This window comes from Bradyrhizobium sp. 141, assembly GCF_023074055.1.
In the GTDB taxonomy this organism is placed as follows: domain Bacteria; phylum Pseudomonadota; class Alphaproteobacteria; order Rhizobiales; family Xanthobacteraceae; genus Bradyrhizobium.
In genome coordinates, this window is sequence record NZ_JADPKR010000114.1 from 109,141 (window position 1) to 133,273 (window position 24,133).

The following is a 24,133-nucleotide window of genomic DNA, read 5'->3' on the forward strand; positions in this document are numbered from 1 at the left end:
TCCGCGGTAGCGTGCAACCTGAGCTGGCCCTTTGACGCACGATCGATCTAACGCACCCTTTACCCCCGCCATGCAAGATCGCCCGCGTTTTCAGGGGCTCGTATTTCAATGCCTGTTGCCGATTTGAAGTCTTACCTTGCCGCCTCAATGCGGCTGTTTCGCGTGCCGGCCGACAACCCGGATTTGACGCGCGCGCAGTTCGATGCCTTCTCCAAGCAAGTTCCGTTGCTCTACTTCCTCCTCATGAGCAACTCCATCGCGGTCGCCTACACCTATGTGAACGTGGCGCCGGACTGGCTGACGATGATCGTGCCGAGCGTCCTGACCGTGCTCGCGGGCTTGCGCACGTTCTGGTGGCTGCGTCAGCGTCACCTCGTGCGCAGCGATGCCGACATCCTGCGTAATCTGCGCGCCACCAACTGGCTGACTCTGCCGATCGGCGCCGGCTTTACCGCTTGGTCCTTCGCGCTCTATCCCTACGGCGATCCCTTCGCCAAGAGCCAGGTCGCTTTCTACATGGCGGTCACCGTGATCGGCTGCATTTTTTCGCTGATGCATCTGCGCTCGGCGGCATTGATCGTGACGCTGATCGTCGACGTGCCTTATGTGCTGTTCTTCTTCGCCACCGGCGAGCCCACGCTGAAGGCGATCGCCGTCAACAACCTGCTGGTCTCAGGCGCGATGGTGACAGTGCTGTTCATCTATTATCGCGACTTCGCCGATCTCGTCGCCAGCCGCAAATCGCTGCTGGCGCAGCAGGCGGCGACGCAGGCGCTCTCGGACGAGAACTTTCGCCTCGCCAATCTCGATTCCCTCACCGAGCTGCCGAACCGTCGCCGCTTCTTCGCCGAGCTGTCGAGCGCCTTTGCCGACGCCGAGCGCAGGAATGTTCGGGTCGCGGTCGGAATCATCGACCTCGATGGTTTCAAGCCGATCAACGACAATTACGGCCATTCGGTCGGCGACCGCGTCCTGATCGAAGCGGGCCGGCGCATCCGCGAGGTTTGCGAGGGCTTTGGCCCGCAGCGCGTGGAGTTAGCCCGGCTCGGTGGCGACGAGTTCGGTCTCGTCGTGTGCGGCGACCCCGAGGATGCGGACCTGATGCGGCTCGGCGAGCGCATTGGCAATCAGGTCAGGCTGCCCTACCAGCTCGACACCGCCCATACCGGGCTGTCCTGCTCGATCGGCTTCGCCTTGTTCCCGGACTCCGCGACGACGTCGGAAGCGCTCTATGAATGTGCCGACTACTCGCTCTACCATGCCAAGCGCCATCTGCGCGGCCGCACCGTGATCTTCTCGAGCGAACTCGAGGCCGAGATCCGCAGCCGCGGTGTCATCGAGAATTTGCTGCGCACGGCCGATTTCAGCACCGAGATGGACCTGGTGTTCCAGCCGATTGTGGACGCCATGAGCGAGCACACCGCCGGCTTCGAGGTCCTGGCGCGCTGGCACAGCTCCCGTCTCGGCCTGGTCTCGCCGGCCGACTTCATTCCAGCCGCCGAGCGCATCGGCCTGATCCGCCCGCTGACGCAGGCCCTGCTGGCTCGCGCGCTCGCGACCGCCAGGACCTGGCCCGATCACATCCGCCTGTCGTTCAACCTCTCCGCCCACGACGTCTGCGCCGCCGAAGGCATCCTGCCGCTGATTTCCATCATCGAGAAGAGCGGCCTGCCGCCGCACCGGATCGATTTCGAGATCACCGAGACTGCGGTCACTTTCGACTTCGTGCGCGCGCAGCAATCGGTCGCGACGCTGAAGGCGATGGGATGCGGCGTTTCGCTGGACGATTTCGGCACCGGCTATTCCTCACTGAGCCACGTGCACCGGCTGCCGCTCGACAAGATCAAGATCGACCGCAGCTTCGTTTCCGACATCAACGACAATCCCGTAAGCTACAAGATCATCAAGTCGCTCACGGGCCTGTGCGACGACATGGAGATCGCCTGCGTCGTCGAGGGCGTCGAGACCCGCGCCCAGCTAGACACCCTGCGCCGCCTGGGGTGCGACTTCATCCAGGGCTATTATTCGCAAAGCCCATGCCGGGCGATGCGATCGGCGACTATCTGGCAAAGGAACGACAGCGCCTCGACGGCACCGTGGCCAGGGTCGTGGCCTGACGTCACACCGCGCAGTAGCGCTCCTGGATGTCCTTGTCCGCGAGCAGCGCCGCAGCGCTGCTCTGATGCACGACCTCGCCCTGATCGATGATCACGGCGCGATCGGCCAGCCGCAGCGCCCATTCGACGTTCTGCTCCACCAGCAACAGCGTCTTGCCCTCGTCGCGCAGCCGGCGGAACAGAACTCCCATCTCCTCGACGAGCACCGGCATGATGCCCTCCGAGGGCTCGTCGAGCAGGATCATCTTGGGCTTGGCGATCAGCGCGCGCGCGATCGCGAGCATCTGCTGCTCGCCGCCGGAGAGCGTCACGCCCTCCTGGTCGAGGCGCTCCTTCAGGCGCGGAAAGGTCTCGGCGATCTCGTCGATCGCCGTGCGCTCCTCGATGTCGCTGCCGGCCGCGACAAGGCCGAGCCGGAGGTTCTCGCGCACGGAGAGGCCGGGGACGATGCGTCGCTCCTCGGGCACGTAGGCGAGACCAAGGTGGAAGCGCTGATGGGCGCGCAATGGCAGGAGCTCCCTGCCCGCGAAGTGCACGCGGCCCTCAGCCTTCGGCATCAGGCCCATCATCGCCCGCAAGGTCGTAGTCTTTCCGGCACCATTGCGGCCGACGAGCGCAACCACTTCGCCCTCCTTCACGTGCAGCGAGATGCCGTGCAGGACGTGGCTCGCGCCATACCAGGCGTGAAGATCTCTGATTTCGAGCAATGCGGTCTCAGCCATAGCCTTCACTCTGTCCGAGATAGACCCGGCGGACTTCCGGATTGCTCCTGATCTCGTCCGGCGAACCGTCCGCGAGCAGGCGACCGTGGTGCAGCACCACGACGCGCTTGGACAGTCCCAGCACCATCTTCATCTTGTGCTCCACCAGAAGCACGGTGCGCTTGTCGGCGAGCCGCTCCAGCAGCGCGACCATGTCCTTGGTCTCTTCCGGCCCCATGCCGGCGGTCGGCTCGTCGAGCAGCAGCAGCTCGGGCTCGGAGACCAGCGCGATCGCGATCTCCAGCGCGCGCTGTTGACCGTGCGCCAGGAACTTTGCCAGTTCGCCACGCCTGCCGAGCAAGCCGACCGCGTCGAGAGCGGCATCAGCGCGCGCATTCAGCTCGGACAGCCGGGTGCGGTTGTGCCAGATGTCGTAGCTCACGGTCAGCGCCTGGGCCGCGACGCGGACGTTCTCATGCACGGACAGGTCCGGGAAGATGTTCGTGATCTGGTACGAACGCGAAATGCCCCGATGCACGAAGCGATGCTGCGGCAGGCCGTTGAGCTCGCATCCCCTGAAATGCAGCTTGCCCGACGTCGGCGTCAGCGCACCTGACAGGATGTTGAAGAACGTGCTCTTGCCGGCGCCATTCGGCCCGATGATCGAGGTGAGCTGGCCGGCCGCGAACGACACCGTGATGGCTTCGAGCGCGACGAAGCCGCCAAAGCGCTTGCCGATACCTTCGGCGCGAAGCAGTTCGCCGGTCATCGCCGCGCCTTTCCGATTCCGATAGCGTCGAGCAAGGTTCCCCAGATGCCCTTGGGCAGGAACAGCACGAACAGGACGAAGATCGCGCCGACGAAGATCTGCCAATGCGGCGTCCAGAGCGAGATGACATCCTCCAGGATCAGGAAGCTCGCCGCGCCGACGAAAGGCCCGAAGAAGCTGCGAGCGCCGCCGAGCAGCACCATCATCACGATCATGCCCGAGGTCTGGTAGTGCAGGATGTCCAGCGGCACGATCGACAGATGCAGCGCCAGCATACAGCCGCCGAGCGATGAGATCGCACCCGACAGCATGAACACGACCAGCTTGCTGCGTTCGACGTCATAGCCGCAGGCCCGCGCGCGCTGTTCGTTCTCGCGGATCGCCTCGATGACGGCCCCGAACGGCGAGTTCAGAATGCGCGACTGGAACCACATCGCCAGCGCCGCGAAGGCCATCAGCACGTAATATTTGTTGACGGGATCGAGGAAATTGACCTGGAGGCCGAGCAGGCTGATGCGGTCGACAGTGAAGCCGCGCAGGCCGTTCTCGCCGCCGGTGAAGGAGGCTGCCTGGAGCGCGACGTAGTAGACCAGTTGGGCCAAAGCGAGCGTCACCATGGAGAAGTAGATGCCGCGGGTGCGCGTCGAGATGATGCCGATCACGGCCGCGAGGCAGGTGCTGAGCAGCACGGCAAGCGCGACCGCGACAAACCACGGCACGCCGTAGCGGCCGATCGCAATGCCGGTGAAGTAGGCCCCCGCACCGAAGAACGCCGCCTGACCGAACGACAACAGCCCGGTGTAGCCGAACAGCAGATTGTAGCCCATCACCACGACGCCGTAGATCAGGACGTTGACGGCCAGCGCCTTGGACGGCAATAGCCAGGGCAATATGGCCAGCACGACGATCGAGAGCAGCACGCGATGGTCGAGAATCCGGTCGAGCCCGCTCGGCGCAGGTTTGGCGAGAACCTCGCCGCCAGAAGGGTGCGTCACGCCGTCCTCCCTCTCACGCCGAACAGGCCTTGCGGGCGGATCAGAAGCACCACGGCCATCAGCGCAAACATGACGATGGTCGCCATTTCAGGCGCGAACAACGCCACCATGCTGATGGAAATGCCGACCATGAGGCCGGCCACCACCGCGCCGACAATCGATCCGAGACCGCCGATGACGGTGACGACAAAGGCCTCGGCCAGAACCAGCGAGCCCATCTCCGGATTGACGCTGCGCATGGGCCCGGCGAGAACGCCGCCCAGCGCGGCTAGTCCGACGCCGAGACCAAAAATAGCAAGCCACACCCGGCCGATGTCGACGCCGAGTACCTGCATGATGGTGGGATCGCGCGCACCGGCGCGCACGATCAGGCCGATTCGGGTCTTCTCCAGTGCCAGCCAGAGCGCCAGCAGCACCACTGCCACCAGCGCGATGACGAACAGGCGGTAGCGCGGGAAGAAGCCGATGCCGAGATCGAGCACGCCGATCAGCTGCGGCGGGGTCGGAAACGGAATACCGTCGCTGCCGAACACGATACGCACGCCCTCGACCAGGACATAGCTGAGGCCGAAGGTGAGCAGCAGTGGATCGTCGATCGAGCGTCCATACAGCCTGCGGATCAGGACGAACTCGATCAGCATGCCGAACGCACCGATCAAGATGGGAGCGAGCAGCAATCCCCACCAGAAGCTGCCGGTGAGCGATGCCAGATACAGCCCCGCATAGGCCCCGATCATGAACAGCGCGCCATGAGCGAAATTGACCACGCCGAGCATGCCGAACACGATCGTCAGTCCTAGCGCAGTGATCACCAGGACCGCGCCAAGGGCGATCCCGGAGAGAAGCTGCATGATGATCAGCGACAGGTCCATCGGTCAGGCTTCAGGTGGCGTGGCCGAGCTCGCTGCAACTGCGCAGCATGTCGTCGGAGCCGGCGTCGTTGGCAAGGATGGCGAACAGATCATTGTCGCCCGCCATGGCCGACTTCTTCTTGGACTCCAGCACCAGCACCGACTGCACCGATTGATGGTCGCATTTGCGGTAGTGCTGCGGGCCCTTGGTCAGATCATATTGCAGCTTCTCCAGGGCATCTACGACCTTGTCGGTGTCGGTGCCACCGGCCGTCTGCATGGCTGCCAGCAGCGATCCCACGCCGGAATAGCCGTAGGCACCGTAATCGGTCGGGATCGCGCCGCCATTGGCGGCCTTGAACGCCGCATTGAAGGCGGCTGCCGACTTGCTCTGCGCTTCCAGGCCCCAATAATAGTTGGCGCCGCCGACCACGCCCTCGAACACGTCGGGGCCGACCGCGAGCCGCTGATTATGCAGGATCACGGGCACGACGATCTTCATCTGCTGCTTGACGCCGAAATCCACCGCCTGCTTGATCGCATTGGCCTGGTCGCGGCCGAAATTGGAGATGCAGAGCACGTCCGGCCGCATCGACATCAGGCGCGGCATGAAGGTGGAATAGTCGGCGGCGCCGAACGGATGCAGAATCTCGCCGACATTGTCCGCGCCGATCGCCGCCTGCGCGCGCTTGAAGCCGCGCAGCATTTCATGCCCATAGGCGTAGTCGGCAGCGAGATGGGCGACCTTCATGCCCTTCTTCAGGGTCTGCCGCGCCACCGCTGCCGTCGTCATGTGCGGATTGAGCGCTTCATGGAAGGTATATTTGCTGAAGTCCTTGGCCTCGTTGATCGTGTCGGACTGGCTGATCGAGACGTAGATCACGCCGCGGGCGCGGGTGACTTCGTTGACCGCGAGCTGCACCGCGCTGGAGAGCGCGCCGACCACGGCATGAACCTTGTCCTTCTCGATCAGCTCCAGCGTGCGGGTCGCGGCTTCACCCGCGTTGAGCTTGTCGTCGCGCACCAAGAGCTCGACCTTGCGGCCGCCGATGCCGCCCTTGTCGTTGACGAGCTTGACTGCAAGCTCGGCGCATTTGACCTGATCGCGTGCTTCCGCGGCGAACGGGCCGGTGAGCGGGGTCGGAAAGCCGATGCGGATCGTCTCGTCGGCCGCGCGGCCGATCCGGGGCATGGCAAGCAGAGCTGCGCTGGCCGAAAGACCAGCGAGCGCGGTGCGGCGGGTTATTCTCGGGGTCGAACCGGATTTGGGCATGATTTCCTCCAATGGTCTTTTTTCTAGAATCGTTTCAGGGCTTTCAGGACTTTGGCGGGCGTGATCGGGATCGAACTGATCGTCGCATCGAACGGCGCGAGCGCGTCGTTGACGGCGTTGAGCACGCTAGCCGAAGCCGCAGCGGTGCCGGCCTCGCCGACCCCCTTGGCGCCGAGCTCGGTGTCGGCGGTCGGCGTCTCGACATGGGCGATGACGATGTCGGGCATCTCCATCGGCATCGGCACGAGATAGTCGGCGAGCGAGCCGTTCATGAGCTGGCCGGTCTCGCTGTAACGGCATTCCTCGAACAGGGCCGCGCCGAGCCCCTGCACGATACCGCCGCGGAGCTGCTCGTCGACCAGCATCGGATTGATGACGCGGCCGCAATCCTCGACGATGAAATGCTTCAGGAGCTTGATGAGGCCCGTCTCGACATCGACCTCCAGCGAGCAGCCCTGAATGCCGTTGGTGAAGGCAAAGGGATAGCCCTGCGGCGCGAAATGATGGCTCACTGTGAGCTGGGCCTGTGTGCCCGGCGGCAGCGTGTCGGAGCGGAAGTACGCGATGCGTGCGATCTCGAAAATCGGCAGGCGCTGCTTGCGCGTCGCGGCGTCGACCACCTCGCCATCGACGATGTCGAGCGCCGACGGCTGCTCCTGCAGGATGAGCGCGGCGATCTCCAGGATGTTGCGCTTGAGGGCGCGCGTGGCCTGCAGCGCGGTCTCTCCCCCGATGCCGGCGCCGCGGCAGGCCCAGGTGGCGCCGCCATGCGGCGTCACCTCTGTATCGCCGGTGATGACCTTGACGCGCTCCTGGGCCAGGCCAAGCTGATCAGCCACGATCTGGCTGATGATCGCCTCGGTGCCCTGCCCCTGCTCGGTGACCGAGATCAGGCAGCGCACCTCGCCCGACGGCGTCAGGCTCACGATCGCGCCGTCCTGCGAGGAGATGCGCGCGCCGCCGACACCATAGAACGCCGGGCTCGGATTGGTGATCTCGACGAAGGCCGCGATGCCGATGCCGCGATAGACGCCACGCTTTCGCAAATCCGCCTGCTCGGCACGCAAGCTGCCATAGTCCATGATTTCGTGCAGCCGCTTCAGGCAGGCCTGATGCGACAGCGCCTCGAAGCGGTAGCCGGTCGGCGAGGTCTGCGGATAGGCATCGTCCGCAATCACGTTCTGCGCGCGGATGACGAAGGGATCGAGGCCAACCTTGCTGGCTGCCATGTCGACCAGCCGCTCGGTCACCGCACAGGCGATGGGATGACCGACGGCGCGATACTGGCTGGTCTGCACCTTGTTCTGGAAGATCACTTCCAGCGTGGCGCGGTAATTCCTAAAGCGATAGGGCGCGCCGATCAGGCGGATGACCTGGTTGCCCTCGACCACGCTGGTGCGCGGATAGGTCGAGAACGCGCCGATCGCGGTCAAGTCGACGACGTCCATCGCCAGGATCTCGCCCTTGGCGTCGAGCGCCATGCGGGCGCGAACGCGGTGATCCCTGGCATGGATATCTGAGACGAAGGACTCCATGCGATCGGCAAGGTACTTCACGGGCCGGCCGAGCAGGATCGAGAGGCCGACCACCGCCATGTCCTCGTGATAGACATGCAGCTTCATCCCGAAGGAGCCGCCGATATCGGTCGCGATCACGCGAACACGGGCTTCCGGGATGCCATAATGGCGCGAATAGAGGTCCTGGAATTGGTATGGCGTCTGCGTGCCGTGATGCACGGTGAGCATGCCGGCAGAAGGATCGTACTCGGCGACGATGGCGCGCGGCTCCAGCGTCACTGCGGTGTGGCGGCCGAAGGTGAATTCCTCCTCCACCACATGGGCGGCGTGCGCGAATGCGTCGTCAACGGTGCCGTTGTCAAGTTGGCTGCGGAAGCAGGTATTGTTGGCGGTGCCGGGATTGACCAGCGGACCGCCGGCCTCGCGCGCGCTATCGATATCGACGACCACGGGAAGATCCTCGTAGTCGACCTCGATCAGCTCCAGCGCATCTTCGGCGATCGCGCGGCTCTCGGCGACGACGGCGACCACGGCCTGCCCGGCCCAGACCACGCGATCCAGCGGCAGCGGCAATTGCGGCGCGGAGGTCATGCCCTTGAAATGATCGAGCGTGCCGGTCCAGGGCGTGCAAATCTTGGCGAGATCGGCGCCCGTGGCAACGAGATGCACGCCTTCGAGCGCGCGCGCCTCGTCGATATTGATCGAAACGATCTTCGCGTGGGCATGTGGGCTGCGCAGGAACGCGGCATGGAGCATGCGTGGCAGCCTGAGATCGCTGACATAGCGCCCACGTCCGGCGAGCAGACGCTTGGCGTTGGGCCGCGGCACGGAGCGGCCAATATAGGAGTTCGGGCGGTCGAGCGACGTCAGCGGTGCACTCATGTCGCGCCACCGCCTTCGCTGCGCGCCTTCATACGTTCCTTGGCCACCGAATCGATGGCATCGACGATCGCCTCATAGCCGGTGCAGCGGCAATAGTTCCCCGACAGCGCGTCGCGAATGTCCTCGCGGCTCGGCTCCGCTACTTGCGAGAGCAGCTCCTGGGCATTGACCAACATACCCGGCGTGCAGAAGCCGCATTGCAGCGCATTGCGACGGTGGAATTCGGCTTGGAGATCGGCGAGCAGGCCACTCTCGGTAAGCCCCTCGATCGTGTCGATCTTGGCCCCATCGGCCTGCACCGCGAAGATCAGGCAGGAATGCACGGCGCGGCCGTCAAGCTGCACCAGACAGGCGCCGCAGGCGCCCATCTCGCAGCCCGCATGCGTACCCGTCAGCTCCAGCCTATCGCGCAGGCAATCGACCAGCGTCTCGCGCGGCGCGACCTCGCAGGCGATCTTGCGGCCGTTGACGACGAAGCGAATGCGCACGGTCTCGTCCGCCTCGTCCAGCAGGCCACCGTCGAAGCCGCTCATGCACCCTCACCGAGATGTCCGAGCAGGCGGCCAAGCAACACGCGGGCGAGATGCAGCCGCATCGCGGGCGGCACTTCGTCGCTCTCGGGCGGCGCAAGATCGCTTTCGAGCGCTCCTTGCGCGGCGGCGATGCGTTCCGCATCCAGCCTCGCGCCGATCAAGGTGGCCTCAACCCCCTTCACCCGGGTCGGCGTGTTGCCGACGGAGAAGAAGGAGATGCGGATGTCGTCAATACGCTCCCCGGTGCAGGTCGCGATCATGCCGCAACCGACCAGCGCGTAATCCCCGCGCCGCCGCGCCAGCTCGTCGAAGGCAAAGCGCTGATCGGCCTTGAACAGCGGAACGTAGATTGCGGTGATCAGCTCGCCGGGCTGCAACGCCGTCTCGCACAGGTCGATGAAGAAGTCGTCGGCCTTGACGCGCCGATGACCCGCGGGGCCGGCGATCTCGATCTCGGCACCCAGCGCCAAGGTCATCGCCGGAAATTCGGAGGCGGGGTCGGCCAGCGCGACGCTGCCGCCAAACGTGCCGCGGTTGCGGATGGCCGGATGCGCGACGAACGGCGCCGCCGCGTGCAGCAGCGGCGCGAATTCGGCGATCAGCGGCTCGCTCAGCATCTCGCAATGGCGCGTCAGCGCACCGATGCGCAAGGTATCGCCTTCGCGCCTGACGCCGCGCATCTCGTCAATGTGGGTGATGTCGATCAGCAGGCGCGGCGCCTGCAGCCGCAGCGACAGCGCCGGCACCAGGCTCTGGCCGCCGGCGATGAAACGCGCATCGTCCCCGGCGCGCGCATGAGCGTCCAGCGCCTGGTCGATTGTCGCAGCACGAAAATAGCTGAAAGCCCTCGCCTTCACTGCCCGTTTCCTCGAGATCCCTCGGCTCATCAGCCGGGATGCCAGATTTGTAACCATCTGGTCTCAAAATCCTGACACGCCTCCCGGAGGCGGTCAACAGGAAATGACCATTTGGTCACAAAAGCGCCTTGGGCTATGAAGGCAGCGGTACGTTGATTCAGCGACGAAATGGCCCGAAAAGCGCAGAGAACGGCGAAGCGACCGGTCCGCAAGCGGACCGAGACAGGCAGCAAGTCCGCGCCAAAGCGTCGCAACATGCGCGCGGCTGACCGCGAGCGCGCGATCGTGGACGAGGCGATCCGCTTCTTCGCCGAGCGCGGCTTCGAGGGCCAGACCCGCGAGCTCGCCAAGCGCATGGGCATCACCCATTCGGCGATCTATCGCCACTTCCCAAGCAAGGAAGCGCTGATCGAGCGGGTCTATCAGGAAGTCTATCTCAGTCGCTGGTCGCCCGATTGGGGGCCGATGATCCGCGATCGTTCGTTGTCACTCGAAGCGAGGCTGACGCGCTTCTATCTCGACTATGTCGAACGCGTGTTCGAGTACAATTGGGTGCGGATCTTCGTCTTCTCCGGCATGAAGTCGTTCGGCATCACCAGCCGCTATCTCGACATCGTCAGGCGCGAGATCATCGAACCGGCGGCCGCCGAGCTGCGCCACGAGCTGAAGCTACCCGACGCGAAAGCTCAGTCATTGAGCGAACGCGAGACCGAGCTGTTCTGGGGCCTGCACGGCCGCATCTTCTATCTCGCCATCCGGAAATTCATCTACGAGACGCCGATCCCGCCCGATCTCGACGCAATCGTCCGCGACGCCGTCCAGACTTTCATGGACGGCGCGAAGACGACGATGCCGAGGCTCCTGGCGCGTGACTAAGTGGTCGAGTCCTACCACGCTGAAGGTGCGCTCCCTCTCCCGCTTGCGGGGAGCGCTGGGGTGGGGGTGTCTCCGCACTGAACACTCCCAATGCCGCACGAGCCCCCACCCGGCGCTCCGCGCCGACCTCCCCCGCAAGCGGGAGAGGTTAATCGAGCCCGCGGCTAGGTTTTGGGCCTCCACAAGAGTCATCGTGCTCGAAAGGTCCAACGCGCTACTTCGCCAGGCTCGGCAGGTCGAGCCCCTTGTCACGGGCGCAGTCGATCGCGGCCTCATAGCCCGCGTCCGCATGACGCATGACGCCGGTGGCGGGATCGTTCCAGAGCACGCGCTCGATCCGCTTGGCGGCTTCCTGCGTGCCATCGGCGACGATCACCATGCCGGCATGCTGCGAATAGCCGATGCCGACGCCGCCGCCGTGATGCAGCGACACCCAGGTCGCGCCGCTGGCGCAATTGAGCAGCGCGTTCAGCAGGGGCCAGTCGGACACCGCGTCCGATCCGTCCTTCATTGCTTCGGTCTCGCGGTTCGGGCTCGCCACCGAGCCGCTGTCGAGATGATCGCGGCCGATCACGATCGGCGCCTTGAGCTCGCCGCGGGCCACCATCTCATTGAAGGCAAGGCCGAGCCGGTGACGATCGCCGAGGCCGACCCAGCAGATCCGCGCCGGCAGGCCCTGGAATTTGATGCGTTCCTTGGCCATATCGAGCCAATTGTGCAGATGCTTGTCGTCAGGCATCAGCTCCTTCACCTTCGCGTCGGTCTTGAAGATGTCCTCGGGGTCGCCCGAGAGCGCAGCCCAGCGGAACGGTCCGACGCCGCGGCAGAACAAGGGACGGATATAGGCGGGCACGAAGCCCGGGAAATCGAACGCGTTCTTCAGGCCCATGTCCTGCGCCATCTGGCGGATGTTGTTGCCGTAGTCGAGCGTCGGAATGCCCTGTGCGTGGAATTCCAACATGGCCTGGACGTGCTCGACCATCGAGGTCTTGGAGGCGCGTTCGACCGCTTTCGGATCGGAGCCGCGCTTGGCTTCCCACTCGGCGAGCGTCCAACCCTTCGGCAAGTATCCGTTGACCGGATCGTGCGCGCTGGTCTGGTCGGTGACGACGTCGGGCTTGACACCGCGGCGTACCAGCTCAGGAAAAATCTCCGCGGCGTTGCCGAGCAGGCCGACCGAGACCGCCTTCTTGGTCTTGGCGGCATCTGCCATGATCGCGAGCGCTTCGTCGAGCGTTGCGGCCTGGCGATCGAGATAGCCGGTGCGCAGCCGCATCTCGATGCGGCTCGGCTGGCATTCGACCGCGAGCATCGACGCGCCGGCCATGGTCGCGGCCAGCGGCTGCGCACCGCCCATGCCGCCGAGACCGGCGGTGAGAATCCACTTGCCGGCGAGGCTGCCGCCGTAATGACGACGGCCGACCTCGACGAAGGTCTCGTAGGTGCCCTGCACGATGCCCTGGCTGCCGATATAGATCCAGGAACCCGCGGTCATCTGGCCGTACATCATCAGGCCAAGGCGATCGAGCTCGTTGAAATGATCGAGCGTCGCCCAATGCGGCACGATGTTGGAGTTCGCGATCAGCACGCGCGGGGCATCGGCATGGGTGCGGAACACGCCGACCGGCTTGCCGGACTGGACCAGCAGCGTCTGGTCGCCTTCGAGCTTGCGCAAGGCCGCAACGATCCGGTCAAAGCTCTCCCAGTCGCGCGCGGCGCGGCCGATGCCGCCATAAACGACGAGCTCGCTGGGGCGCTCCGCGACGTCAGGATCGAGGTTGTTCATCAGCATGCGCAGCGGCGCCTCGGTCAACCAGCTCTTGGCGCTGATATCGCTGCCGCGAGGCGCGCGGATGGTGCGGTCATTGTCCAGTCGGCGGTTCATGCCAGTACCTCTTTAGTCAAGTCTCGGAAACGGATCGGACGAAAGCGCAGTGAGCGCCGTAGCCGGCAGCGCGTCGGCTTCGATCAACGCAGCCGCCTTGGCGAGATCGCCGGCCATGTAGCGGTCGGCGCCGAGTGCAGGCACCTGCTCGCGCAACGCGGCGATGACGGCGGCGAGCGGCACGCTCGTCGCATGCGGCGCGCGCAACGTGATGCCTTGGGCCGCGACCAGGAGCTCGATGCCGAGGATGGCGGCAAGATTGTCGGCCATGTCGGACAGGCGCCGCGCGGCGTGCGCCGCCATCGAGACGTGATCTTCCTGGTTGGCGCTGGTCGGCGTCGAGTCGATCGAGCAGGCAGCCGCGCGCTGCTTGTTCTCGGCATAGAGCGCGGCTGCCGTCACCTCGGCGATCATGAAGCCGGAATTGATGCCGGGATCGGGGGTGAGGAACGGCGGCAGGCCGAAATTGAGCGCGGGATCAACCAGCGTCGCGATGCGCCGCTCGCTGATCGCGCCAATCTCGGACAGTGCAAGCGCGATCGCGTCGGCAGCAAAGGCCACCGGCTCGGCGTGGAAATTGCCGCCCGAGACGATCTCGCCGCTCTCGACCAGCACCAGCGGATTGTCGGTGACGGCGTTGGCCTCGACGATCAGCGTGCGCGCGGCCTGCGTGATCAGGTCGAGCGCTGCGCCCGCGACTTGCGGCTGGCAGCGCAGGCAATAGGGATCCTGCACGCGTTCGTCGCCTTCGAGATGCGACAGGCGGATGTCGCTGCCATCCAGCAGCGCCATCAGCGTCGCCGCCGCGGCGATCTGCCCGGCATGACCTCGCAACGCCTGGATCTCGGGGCGGAACGGCGCCGTCGAGGCCATCGCCGCATCCACCGACAATGCGCCGGTCACGAGCGCGGCCCGCGCCAGGCGGAATGCTCGCAGCACGCCTGATATGGCGTGGGCGGTCGAGAACTGTGTCCCGTTGATCAGCGCGAGGCCTTCCTTGGGGCCGAGTGTCAGCGGCGAGAGGCCGGCGGCGGCGAGCGCCTCGCTGCCGGACACAGTCTTGCCATCGACGATCGCTTGTCCTTCGCCGATCATGACCGCAGTCATATGCGCCAGCGGTGCAAGATCGCCGGAGGCACCGACCGAACCCTGTTGCGGCACCAGTGGATAGACGCCCTGCGCCAGCATCCCCTGCAACTGCTCGATCACCTCGCGGCGCACGCCGGAGGCACCGCGCCCGAGCGAAACGATCTTCAACGCCATCATCAGGCGCACGATCGGCTCGGGTGTTGCGGGGCCGACGCCGCAGCAATGCGAGACGATGAGGTTGCGCTGGAGCAGCGCGGTCTGGTCCGGCGGAATGCGCTTCGAGGCCAACTTCCCGAAGCCGGTATTGATCCCATAGACGGGAGCGTCAGCCCGCGCCGCCTTCGCGACGATCTCGGCAGCCGCCTCGATACGCGGCCAGAACGATGGGTCGAGCACGACGGCTTGTCCTGCGAGCACGCGCGCGAGATCGTCAAGGCTGACCGTTCCCGGCTTGACGACGATCGCTGCGCCCTGTTCCGTCACTGCCCCCTCCACACCCGCTGCTGCAGCGGATTGAAGCCGATGCGGTAGACCAGCTCAGCGGGCCGCTCGATGTCCCAGATTGCGAGATCGCACCATTTGCCGGCTTCCAGCGTGCCGGTTTCATCGAGCACGCCGAGCGCCCGCGCGCCTTCACGGGTGACGCCAGTAAGGCACTCCGCCACATTCATCCGGAACAGCGTCGCCCCCATATTCATCGCGAGCAGCAGCGAGGTCAGCGGCGAGCTGCCGGGATTGCAGTCGGTCGCGAGCGCCATGGGCACGCCGTGCCCGCGGAACGTCTCGACCGGCGGCTTCTGCGTCTCTCGAATGAAGTAAAAGGCGCCGGGCAGCAGCACGGCGACCGTTCCGGCCTTTGCCATCGCGGCGGCGCCGGCGTCATCAGTGTGCTCCAGGTGATCGGCGGACAGCGCCGAGAATTTTGCGGCGAGCGCAGCACCGCCAAGGTTCGAGAGCTGGTCGGCATGGAGCTTGACCGGCAGCCCGAATCCCCTCGCCGTCTCGAACACCCACGCGGTCTGCTCGGCCGAGAACGCGATGCCCTCCATGAAAGCATCGACGGCATCGGCGAGGCCCGCCTTTACGACCGCCGGCAGCATCTGCTGGCAAACGAGATCGATGTAGCGATCCTTGTCGCCATCGGCCTCCGGCGGCACGGCATGGGCGCCGAGGAAGGAGGTGCGAATCGCAACCGGCCGCTGACGGCCAAGGCTGCGCGCGGCCGCGAGCTGCCGCATCTCGGTCTCAGTGTCGAGGCCATAGCCGGATTTGATCTCGACGGTGGTTGCGCCCTCGCCGATCAGCGCGTCGAGCCGCGGCAACGCGCTTGCGACGAGCTCGGCCTCGCTCGCCTTGCGTGTTGCGGCCACCGTGGAGACGATGCCGCCGCCGGCGCGCGCGATCTCCTCGTAGCTTGCGCCCTTGAGGCGCAGCTCGAATTCGTGGGCGCGGTTGCCGCCATAGACGAGATGGGTGTGGCAATCGACGAGGCCCGGCGTGATCCAGCGTCCCTCGCAGTCGATCCGTTCGACCGCATCGGCATCTGCCGGAAAATCGGTCTGCGTCCCCGCATACGCGATGCGGCCGCCGCGCGCTGCGATCACGCCACGCTCGATCTCGCCGAGATCGGGACGGTCGGCCCGCATCGTGGCGAGCCGGGCGTTGTGCCAGATCCGGTCGAAGCGCTCTGCCATGCAACGGTCCCTTCGCGGATGTCCCTGCGCCCTGGGATGCTTGACTTATATGTCTAGACATATAATCGTGGGGCGGTTCTGTCCAGCCGGCATGGAAACATGACACGACTGCATTTCGCCTCCGCGCTCCTGCCCTCGGGCTGGGCCAATGACGTGCAGGTGGTGATCGCCGCCGGCGCGATCGCCGAGGTGACGCCGGGCGTAGCGCCGGCCGGCGGCGACGAGCGCCACGCCATTGCGCTTCCGGGATTGGCGAGCCTGCATAGCCACGCCTTCCAGCGCGGCATGGCCGGGCTTGCCGAGCTGCGCGGCGACAGCACCGATACCTTCTGGACCTGGCGCGAGACGATGTATCGCTTCGCTCTCGCGATGACGCCGGACGACGTCGCTGCCGTTGCCACGCTGCTTTACGTCGAGATGCTGGAGCAGGGTTTTACCCGCGTCGGCGAATTCCACTATCTTCACCACGATCGCGACGGCGCTCTCTATGCCGATATTGCCGAAATGGCCGGGCGGATTGCGCAGGCTGCCGAGGCCTCCGGCATTGCTCTGACGTTGCTGCCGAGTTTTTACGCGCACGGCTCGTTCGGCGGCGCGGCGCCGCATGCAGGCCAGCGCCGCTTCATTTGCTCGGTCGATCGGTTCGCGGCATTGATGAGCGCCTCGCGCAAGGCGATCAGCGCTTTGCCGGGCGCCAATATCGGCATCGCACCGCACAGCCTACGTGCGGTGACGCCGGACGAGCTTGCGGCGATCATTCCACTCGCCGACGGCGGGCCAGTGCATATCCATGCCGCCGAGCAGGTGAAGGAGGTCGAGGATTGCCTGGCCTGGTCTGGCCGCCGCCCGGTGCAATGGTTGCTGGCGCACGCGCCCGTCGATCAGCGCTGGTGCCTTATTCACGCGACTCATACGACGGATGAGGAAGTCGCCGCCTTCGCCGGGACCGGCGCGGTTGCCGGCCTCTGTCCCATCACCGAGGCGAGCCTTGGCGACGGCATCTTTCCCGCGCGCGAATTCCTCGATGCCGGCGGCGCGTTCGGCATCGGCACAGATTCCAACGTGCTGGTCGGCGTCGCCGACGAATTGCGCCAGCTCGAATACGGCCAACGGCTGAAGCACCGCACGCGCAACGTGCTCTCCAGCGGCGCCGGCCTTTCGACGGGGCGCACGCTGTTCGACCATGCTCTTGCGGGCGGCGCGCAAGCGCTGGCGCAGCCGACAGTCGGCCTCGCAGCGGGAGCACGCGCCGACATCGTCACGCTCGACACGACGCATCCGTCGCTGGCGGGGCGCGCCGGCGACGCGGTGATCGACGGCTGGATCTTCGCCGCTGGCAGTGGCGCGATCGATTGCGTCTGGGCCGGCGGCCACAAGGTCGTCGAAGGCGGCCGGCACAATCTGCGCCAAGTCGCGCGCGATCGCTTCAATGCGACAGTGCGGAGGCTCGTCGCATGAGCCTTGCCACCGATGCCGCCGACAAGCCGACGCTCTACAAGCGCATCCGCGCCGACATCGAGACGCGCATCCTGACCGGCGAATGGCCGCCGGGGCATCGCATTCCGTTCGAGCATGAACTGGTGGCCCGTTACGGCTGCTCGCGCATGACGGTGAACAAGGCGCTGTCGGAGCTCGCGCAAGCCGATCTGATCGAGCGACGGCGGCGCGCCGGCTCTTTTGTACGTCGACCGCAACATCAATCAGCGGTTCTCAAGATCGCCGACATCCGCGCCGAGATCACCGCGCTGGGACGCGCATACGGCTATGAGCTGATCCATCGCAAGTTGCGCGCCGCGACCGCGGCCGACCGTGATCGTCTCGGCGTGAAGAAGGCCGGCAAGGTGGTCTCGATCACCTGCCGGCACAGCGCCGACAACGTGCCGTTTGCCGTCGAGGACAGGCTGATCGACCTGTCGTCCGTTCCGGATGCCGCGACCGCGGATTTCTCGCGCGAGCCGCCCGGCTCGTGGCTGCTTCACCACGTCCCATGGACGGAGGCCGAGCACACGATCAGCGCCATCGTTGCGGACGATCGCATGGCGGGCGCGCTCGCGATCGCCGTCGGCGCGCCCTGTCTCGTGATCGACCGTTACACCTGGCGCAGCGCGCGCACGATCACCGCCGTGCGCCTGCTCTATCCCGGTGACTCTCACCGCCTTGTCGCGCGATTCAAGGGAGGCTGAGAGGACATGTCGGCACAAATCGTGCAACCCTACATGAAGAGATCAACAGGACGTCAATCCATCGATCGGCAGAGGACGACAATCATGCGTAATTCGACGATATTTGCGACAATCATTGCCCTCGCGGCCTCCACTCCCGTGCTCGCCGACGACGTCAAGGTCGGCGTCGGCATTTCCGGATGGACCGGCTTCGCGCCGCTGACGCTGGCGAAGGAAGCCGGCATCTTCAAGAAGAACGGCCTCGACGTCACGATCAAGAAGATCCCGCAGAAGGACCGCCACCTCGCGATCGCCTCCGGTGACGTCCAGTGCGCGGCAACGACCGTCGAGACGTGGATCTCCTGGAACGCCAATGGCGTTGCGACCAAGCAGATCTTCCAGCTCGACAAGAGCTATGGCGCCGACGGCATGGCCGTGCGCAACGATCTGGCTGCGATCAAGGACCTGAAGGGCAAGACCGTCGCCGCCTCCGCGCCCGGCACCTCGCCGTATTTCGCGCTGGCCTGGATGCTCAAGAAGAACGGCCTGTCGGTGAAGGACGTCACTGTCGTCAACCTCGAGCCGGCCGCGGCTGCCCAGGCCTTCGTCTCCGGCCAGAACGATGCGGCGATGACCTATGAGCCGTATCTGTCGACGGTGCGCGCCGCGCCCGACAAGGGCAAGATCATCGCGACCACGCTCGACTATCCCATGGTCATGGACACCTTCGGCTGCACGCCGAAGTTCCTCACCGAGAATCCCAAGGCCGCCAAGGCGCTCGCCGACAGCTATTTCGAAGCGCTCGACATGATCGCCAAGGACCAGGCCAAGGCCTACGAGATCATGGGCGCCGACGTAAAGCAGAGCGGCGAGCAGTTCGGCAACTCGGCGAAATATCTGCGCTGGCAGGACAAGGCCGCGAACCAGAAGTTCTTCGCCGGCGACTTCCTGACCTTCAACAAGGAGGCGGCCGACCTGCTGCTTGAGATCGGCATCATCAAGGCCGCGCCAAAGGTCGAGGACCTCTTCGACGCGAGCTACATCAAGTAAACCTCTCGAGAGCCGCCGGCCCCGTCTCGCGGCGGGGCCGGCAAATCTTTTCAGCCCCGGATAGACAGTTTTGATGCGTCCCCTGGACCCTGTTACATCGAAGCAGCGCGTGGCTTACGGCCTCGCGTTCTTCGTGCTGTTCGTTGCCCTCTGGTCGTGGGCGACGCTCGGCGGCCATGTGTCGAAAACCTTCCTCGCGAACCCCTTGACCATGGTGCAGGAGGGTTATGATCTCTTGGCCAAACAGGGATTCGCCCACGACATCGGCATGACGATCTGGCGCGTCGTCGGCGGCTTTGCACTCGCGGCCATCATCGCGGTCCCGCTCGGCGTGCTGATGGGCGCCTACAAGCCAATCGAGGCGTTCCTTGAGCCGTTCGTCTCGTTCGCGCGCTATTTGCCCGCCTCCGCCTTCATCCCGCTCCTGATCCTGTGGGCCGGTATCGGCGAATTGCAGAAACTGCTCGTCATCTTCATCGGCTCGGTGTTCCAGGTCATCCTGATGGTCGCGGTGACCGTCGGTGCCACCCGGCGCGACCTGGTCGAGGCAGCCTATACGCTCGGGGCCAGCGACCGCGGCATCATCCGTCGCGTGCTGCTGCCGTCCTCCGCGCCGGAGATCGCGGAAATCCTGCGGCTGGTGCTGGGCTGGGCTTGGACCTACGTCATCGTCGCCGAGCTGATCGGTTCGTCCTCCGGCATCGGCCACATGATCACCGACAGCCAGGCGCTGCTCAACACCGGGCAAATCATATTCGGCATCATCGTGATCGGCCTGATCGGCCTCCTCTCGGACTTCATGTTCAAGGCGTTCAACGCCTGGCTGTTTCCGTGGAGGCTCGCATGACGATCCTCAAGATCGAACAGGTCTCGCGCACCTTCCCGGCACGCCACGGCAACGCCCCGACCAAGGCGCTGGAGCCAACCGACCTCACCATCGGCAACAACGACTTCGTCACCATTCTGGGCCCTTCCGGCTGCGGCAAGTCTACGCTGCTGCGCATCGTCGCCGGCCTCGACCGTCCGACCGGCGGGCGCGTCACGCTGGACGGGCGCGAGGTGACCGGCCCGGGCGCTGATCGCGGCATGGTGTTCCAGTCCTACACGCTGTTTCCCTGGCTCACCGTGCGCGAGAACATCGCCTTCGGCCTGCGCGAGCGCGGCGTGGCGCAGGCGGAGCGCAACAAGATCGCCGACGCGTTCATCCGCCAGGTCGGGCTGTCCGGCTTCGAGAATCACTGGCCGAAGCAGCTCTCCGGCGGCATGCAGCAGCGCACCGCAATCGCCCGCGCACTCGCCAACGATCCCAAAATCCTGCTGCTCGACGAGCCCTTCGGCGCGCTCGACAACCAGACCCGGGCCCTGATGCAGGAGATGCTGCTCGGGATCTGGGAGCGCGACCAGAAGACCGTGCTGTTCGTGACCCACGACATCGAGGAAGCCATCTTCCTCGGCAGCCGCGTCATCGTCATGAGCGCACGGCCCGGCCGCATCAAGGCCGAGATCAATGTGGACCTGCCGCATCCGCGCTCCTACAAGATCAAGACGACGCCGGAGTTCGTTCAGCTCAAGGAACGGCTGGTCGAGGAAATCCGTACCGAGGCGCTGAAGGTTGCCGAACATGCCTGACAATCGCCCTTCAGCCGACGGGAAACGCGTTCTCGCCGATCTCAATGCGCTCCGTGCCATCGGCGCTTACAAGACCGGCGTGCACAAGCCGACCTTCTCCGAGCCGCACAAGCTCTCGCTGGAATGGCTCGTGCGCAAGCTGCCCGGCGTCGGCCTCTCCGCGACAATTGACGGCATCGGCAACGTCTTCGGCACCAGCGCAACGCCGGGGCCGAAGCTCTTGGCAGGTTCGCATCTGGAAAGCCAGAACTACGCCGGCTGGCTCGATGGCCCGCTCGGCGTCGTCTACGCGCTCGAAGCGGCCCGCGTGCTCAATGCCGATCCCTCTCTCAAGGGCGCGGTCGAGGTCGCCGCCTGGTGCGACGAGGAAGGACATTTTGGCCATTTCCTCGGCTCGCGCTCCTATGTCGGGCAAGTGACCGAAGCCGACATCGACGCCGCACGCGACCGCACCAGCGGCCGCACGATGCGCGACGCGCTCGCCGACATGGGGCTCGCAGGACGCCCCCGCATCACCGCCGAGCCGGGACGGCATGTCGGATATCTCGAGGCGCATATCGAACAGGGCGACACGCTCGAAAGCGGCAAGCTCGCGGTCGGCGTCGTCACCTCCATCGTCGGCATCTGGCAATACCAGATCGATTTCGTCGGCGAGCAAAATCACGCCGGCACCACGCGCATGGCCGTGCGCAAGGACGCAGGGCTGGCGCTGGCAAAATTCTGCGTCGCGCTCGACGAGCGCTTTCCGGCCGCCTGCGGCCCACGCACGGTCTGGACCACCGGGCGCATCACGCTCGATCCGGGCGCACCGAGCATCATTCCGGGTGGAGCCGAAATGCTGTTCCAGATCCGCGACGACGATCCGGCCGTCATCGCCCGGCTGGAGCAGTTGCTGCGGACCATGGCCGACGAGGCCAGCGCGAACGGTCCCTGCACGGTCACCGTGACGAAGCTGCGCACCGGCGCGCCCGCCATGATGGACGCCGGCTTTCAGGGTGCGATCGAAGCCGCAAGCAAGGCGCTCGCCGGTGGACGATCCGCTCGCATGCCCAGTGGCGCCGGCCACGATGCGCAGATGCTGGCAACGGTCATGCCCGCCGGCATGCTGTTCGTGCCGTCGATCGGCGGCATCAGTCATCACTGGACCGAAAACACCGCCGATGCCGATATCGTCACCGGCGCAGAGGTCTTCGTCGACGCTTGCCGGCGGATCCTCGGCGGCTGATGTGACGACAACCGATTGCGCGATCTGACGCGAATGCTGCGGGCAGGCGCCCCGCATCGCCGGGGGGTCACGCCCTGGCGCCCGAGGCGCCGGACGTCTGTCGGCGCCACACGGCCGGGCTGACGCCGACAATCGAGGAAAACACGCGCGTGAAGTGACTCTGGTTGGCAAAGCCGGCCGAGATCGCGATTTCCGTCAGCGGCAGGTCGCGAACGCTCATCAACTGCTTGGCGGCCTTCACGCGCTGATGAAGCAGCCATTGATGCGGCGGCATGCCGACGGCGGTTCGAAATGCACGTGAAAAATGGCTGACCGAGAGGTCGAGCTCGCTCGCGATCTTCTGCAGCGAGAGCTTGCCGCCGAGATCGGATTCCAGCCGCTCGCAGGCGCGTCTCGCCTGCCAGGGAGCGAGACCACCGCGGGTGGGCTCAGTCCTGCGCTGAAGGCCGCCGTAAGTCTGGGCGACATGGGCGGTCAAGGCGAGCATCATGTGGTCGACGAAAAGCTGGTTGGCCTCGCCCGCCCTGCGCAGGCCTTCCTGCAGCGACGCGCCGATGTGGCGGATGATTTCGTCGTCATGACCAAAGCCGATCTGACAGTCGAGTTCGTCGATCCGCGGCGAATTGCACTGCTCGGAGATGCTGTCGAGTGCCGAACGCGGAATGTAGAAAAAAAGCGAGTGGAACGGCTTGTCGATCACATAGCGTGGATCGAGCTTGAGGTCATAGAGATAGGTCGTGCCCGCGCGTACGTCCGCCTTCATGATAGATTTGCCGCGCTCCCAGAGCTCGCAATCCGGGTAATCACGAAGCTTCAGGCTGACGAGAAACGCGTCTTCCGCGGTGAGCGAGCCGGACAGGCCAGTCAGCGGACGATCATTCCGCGTCTCGGTGACCGCAAGCTCGGCGCTGCGCAGCGAACGCGTGACCAGGGAGGGCGGCGCTTCCTTCAAACGCAGGAATTGCCCGAGCTTGTCTCCGTAGGCGCCTGCCTGGGTCATCGGATTGGCCTTTCCGTGGAAGTCCGCGTGCAGGCCACAGTGTCCCGCCAATTCAGGAGCGCATTACAATATCCGGCAGCGGGTGTCCACGTGCGCGCACGAGGCGAGCTTCACAGCTTTTCACAAACGCACGATCACATGGGCCTCGCGCTAGAACGACGTGCCGCAAGGTTTCGGCGGCTGCTGTTGGTCCGGTCATCCCCGCGCAACCGCGAAACCGTTGCGCGGGAATGACGGTGATTGAATGACGCTCGCCGCCTCCACATCGTCATTGCGAGGAGCCCTTGCGACGAAGCAATCCACAAGTCGCTGCGCTCGCAAGGACGGAGAATGAGGCGGCAGCATCGCGATGCTCGAATGCACATCCCGACGTGCAGTGCCGTAGGGTGGGCAAAGCGAAGCGTGCCCACGTATCTTTCGCGGCCGAGAGAGATCGTGGGCACGGCGCAAGAGCGCCTTTGCCCACCCTACGACATCGAGCTTGTGACACGCAGCTTGACTCACAGACACGCCTTCGCATTCTCGCGACGCGTTTCGCCCGAGCTTTGCTTGGTCGCTCCGCCCTCTTGAGCCAAGAGGGCGCAGGGAAGGCCGGGTGCCAGCTGGCACCCGCGGTCCGCTGCGCGAAACGCACACGCAGGAAGAACCGCACAGCAGCATACAGGTGTAGCCGAACACTCGGCCTTCCCTGCGCGATGGCTGGACGGCTTATGCCGTGCTCTCCCGGGAGCCGAACTTTCCTTCTGGCCTCCCTCGCCCCGCGAATTGGATGATGCAGTCTGCCCGGTTGAGCTCGCTCGCATCTTCGCGAAAGCGCTTGACCGTAGCAACGACGGTCAGGACCACACGGTTTTGCCGTACGCGCGGTTCGCCATTTCGCCGCAGTTTTTCCAGCCCTGTCGACGGAGCCGGAAACTTACAGGCGAGACGAACCTAGCAGCGCCGCTCGTCTGCACGAAGCCTCGGGCTCACAGGGACTACCCGCCCTGCCCGCACCTCTCGTGCCGACGCTGCCCCCACCACCTGCT

Annotated in this window: 19 protein-coding genes and 1 pseudogene; 8 read left to right on the plus strand and 12 right to left on the minus strand. The window is 65.3% G+C overall.

What is annotated here, in order from left to right:
- The first annotated feature begins 108 nt into the window (after window positions 1-108).
- A pseudogene (locus tag IVA81_RS38495) lies at window positions 109-2,117 on the plus strand (EAL domain-containing protein).
- Between the two features lie 2 nt (window positions 2,118-2,119).
- On the opposite strand, the gene IVA81_RS38500 reads toward IVA81_RS38495, so the two are convergent.
- From IVA81_RS38500 to IVA81_RS38535, 8 genes are read right to left on the minus strand one after another with little or no spacing between them, the layout of a single operon-like run.
- Complete coding sequence (locus IVA81_RS38500) at window positions 2,120-2,839, minus strand: ABC transporter ATP-binding protein (RefSeq protein ID WP_247328438.1); 720 nt, start codon at window positions 2,837-2,839, stop codon at window positions 2,120-2,122.
- Window positions 2,832-3,587, minus strand: coding sequence for an ABC transporter ATP-binding protein (locus IVA81_RS38505; RefSeq protein ID WP_247328440.1), 756 nt, complete (start codon window positions 3,585-3,587; stop codon window positions 2,832-2,834). The genes IVA81_RS38500 and IVA81_RS38505 overlap by 8 nt, the downstream gene beginning before the upstream one ends.
- Window positions 3,584-4,582: a branched-chain amino acid ABC transporter permease gene (locus IVA81_RS38510; protein ID WP_247328460.1), complete on the minus strand. Its 999-nt coding sequence runs from the start codon at window positions 4,580-4,582 to the stop codon at window positions 3,584-3,586. The genes IVA81_RS38505 and IVA81_RS38510 overlap by 4 nt, the downstream gene beginning before the upstream one ends.
- A complete protein-coding gene (locus IVA81_RS38515) occupies window positions 4,579-5,454 on the minus strand; it encodes a branched-chain amino acid ABC transporter permease (protein ID WP_247328463.1) in 876 nt (291 codons plus the stop codon). The genes IVA81_RS38510 and IVA81_RS38515 overlap by 4 nt, the downstream gene beginning before the upstream one ends.
- A gap of 10 nt (window positions 5,455-5,464) precedes the next feature.
- Complete coding sequence (locus tag IVA81_RS38520; protein ID WP_247328466.1) at window positions 5,465-6,706, minus strand: ABC transporter substrate-binding protein; 1,242 nt, start codon at window positions 6,704-6,706, stop codon at window positions 5,465-5,467.
- A 23-nt stretch (window positions 6,707-6,729) separates the two neighbouring features.
- Window positions 6,730-9,105 carry a xanthine dehydrogenase family protein molybdopterin-binding subunit gene (locus IVA81_RS38525; RefSeq protein WP_247328470.1) on the minus strand — a complete coding sequence of 792 codons (2,376 nt, stop codon included), beginning with the start codon at window positions 9,103-9,105 and terminating at the stop codon, window positions 6,730-6,732.
- On the minus strand, window positions 9,102-9,638 hold the full coding sequence (locus IVA81_RS38530) for a (2Fe-2S)-binding protein (RefSeq protein ID WP_247328472.1): 537 nt from the start codon (window positions 9,636-9,638) through the stop codon (window positions 9,102-9,104). The genes IVA81_RS38525 and IVA81_RS38530 overlap by 4 nt, the downstream gene beginning before the upstream one ends.
- A complete protein-coding gene (locus IVA81_RS38535) occupies window positions 9,635-10,495 on the minus strand; it encodes a xanthine dehydrogenase family protein subunit M (protein ID WP_247328475.1) in 861 nt (286 codons plus the stop codon). Before IVA81_RS38535 ends, IVA81_RS38530 begins: the two co-directional genes overlap by 4 nt.
- Before the next feature lie 255 nt (window positions 10,496-10,750).
- Between IVA81_RS38535 and IVA81_RS38540 the strand changes: the two genes are divergently transcribed.
- Window positions 10,751-11,371, plus strand: a complete 621-nt coding sequence (locus IVA81_RS38540) for a TetR/AcrR family transcriptional regulator (protein WP_247328477.1) — start codon at window positions 10,751-10,753, stop codon at window positions 11,369-11,371.
- A gap of 214 nt (window positions 11,372-11,585) precedes the next feature.
- On the opposite strand, the gene hutU is transcribed toward IVA81_RS38540, so the two are convergent.
- Genes hutU through hutI form a run of 3 tightly spaced genes read right to left on the minus strand, consistent with a single transcriptional unit; the run spans window position 11,586 to window position 16,039 of the window.
- Window positions 11,586-13,256, minus strand: coding sequence for a urocanate hydratase (gene hutU, locus IVA81_RS38545; RefSeq protein WP_247328480.1), 1,671 nt, complete (start codon window positions 13,254-13,256; stop codon window positions 11,586-11,588).
- A 12-nt stretch (window positions 13,257-13,268) separates the two neighbouring features.
- A complete protein-coding gene (hutH, locus tag IVA81_RS38550) occupies window positions 13,269-14,828 on the minus strand; it encodes a histidine ammonia-lyase (RefSeq protein WP_247328503.1) in 1,560 nt (519 codons plus the stop codon).
- A complete protein-coding gene (gene hutI / locus IVA81_RS38555; RefSeq protein WP_247328525.1) occupies window positions 14,825-16,039 on the minus strand; it encodes an imidazolonepropionase in 1,215 nt (404 codons plus the stop codon). Before hutI ends, hutH begins: the two co-directional genes overlap by 4 nt.
- 99 nt (window positions 16,040-16,138) lie before the next feature.
- Here hutI and IVA81_RS38560 point away from each other — a divergent pair, with 99 nt between their 5' ends.
- From IVA81_RS38560 to IVA81_RS38585, 6 genes are all read left to right on the plus strand, one after another.
- The gene (locus IVA81_RS38560; RefSeq protein ID WP_247328528.1) at window positions 16,139-17,497 is read left to right on the plus strand and encodes a formimidoylglutamate deiminase; all 1,359 of its coding nucleotides are present in this window, start codon (window positions 16,139-16,141) and stop codon (window positions 17,495-17,497) included.
- On the plus strand, window positions 17,494-18,222 hold the full coding sequence (gene hutC, locus IVA81_RS38565; protein ID WP_247328550.1) for a histidine utilization repressor: 729 nt from the start codon (window positions 17,494-17,496) through the stop codon (window positions 18,220-18,222). The genes IVA81_RS38560 and hutC overlap by 4 nt, the downstream gene beginning before the upstream one ends.
- Window positions 18,223-18,306: 84 nt before the next feature.
- Window positions 18,307-19,251: an ABC transporter substrate-binding protein gene (locus IVA81_RS38570; protein WP_247328553.1), complete on the plus strand. Its 945-nt coding sequence runs from the start codon at window positions 18,307-18,309 to the stop codon at window positions 19,249-19,251.
- Between the two features lie 73 nt (window positions 19,252-19,324).
- Window positions 19,325-20,098, plus strand: coding sequence for an ABC transporter permease (locus IVA81_RS38575; RefSeq protein WP_247328556.1), 774 nt, complete (start codon window positions 19,325-19,327; stop codon window positions 20,096-20,098).
- Window positions 20,095-20,880, plus strand: coding sequence for an ABC transporter ATP-binding protein (locus tag IVA81_RS38580; RefSeq protein ID WP_247328559.1), 786 nt, complete (start codon window positions 20,095-20,097; stop codon window positions 20,878-20,880). Before IVA81_RS38575 ends, IVA81_RS38580 begins: the two co-directional genes overlap by 4 nt.
- Window positions 20,873-22,105: a Zn-dependent hydrolase gene (locus tag IVA81_RS38585; protein WP_247328562.1), complete on the plus strand. Its 1,233-nt coding sequence runs from the start codon at window positions 20,873-20,875 to the stop codon at window positions 22,103-22,105. The genes IVA81_RS38580 and IVA81_RS38585 overlap by 8 nt, the downstream gene beginning before the upstream one ends.
- Window positions 22,106-22,172: 67 nt before the next feature.
- Here IVA81_RS38585 and IVA81_RS38590 read toward each other — a convergent pair whose 3' ends face one another.
- On the minus strand, window positions 22,173-23,105 hold the full coding sequence (locus IVA81_RS38590) for an AraC family transcriptional regulator (protein WP_247328581.1): 933 nt from the start codon (window positions 23,103-23,105) through the stop codon (window positions 22,173-22,175).
- Window positions 23,106-24,133 lie beyond the last annotated feature (1,028 nt).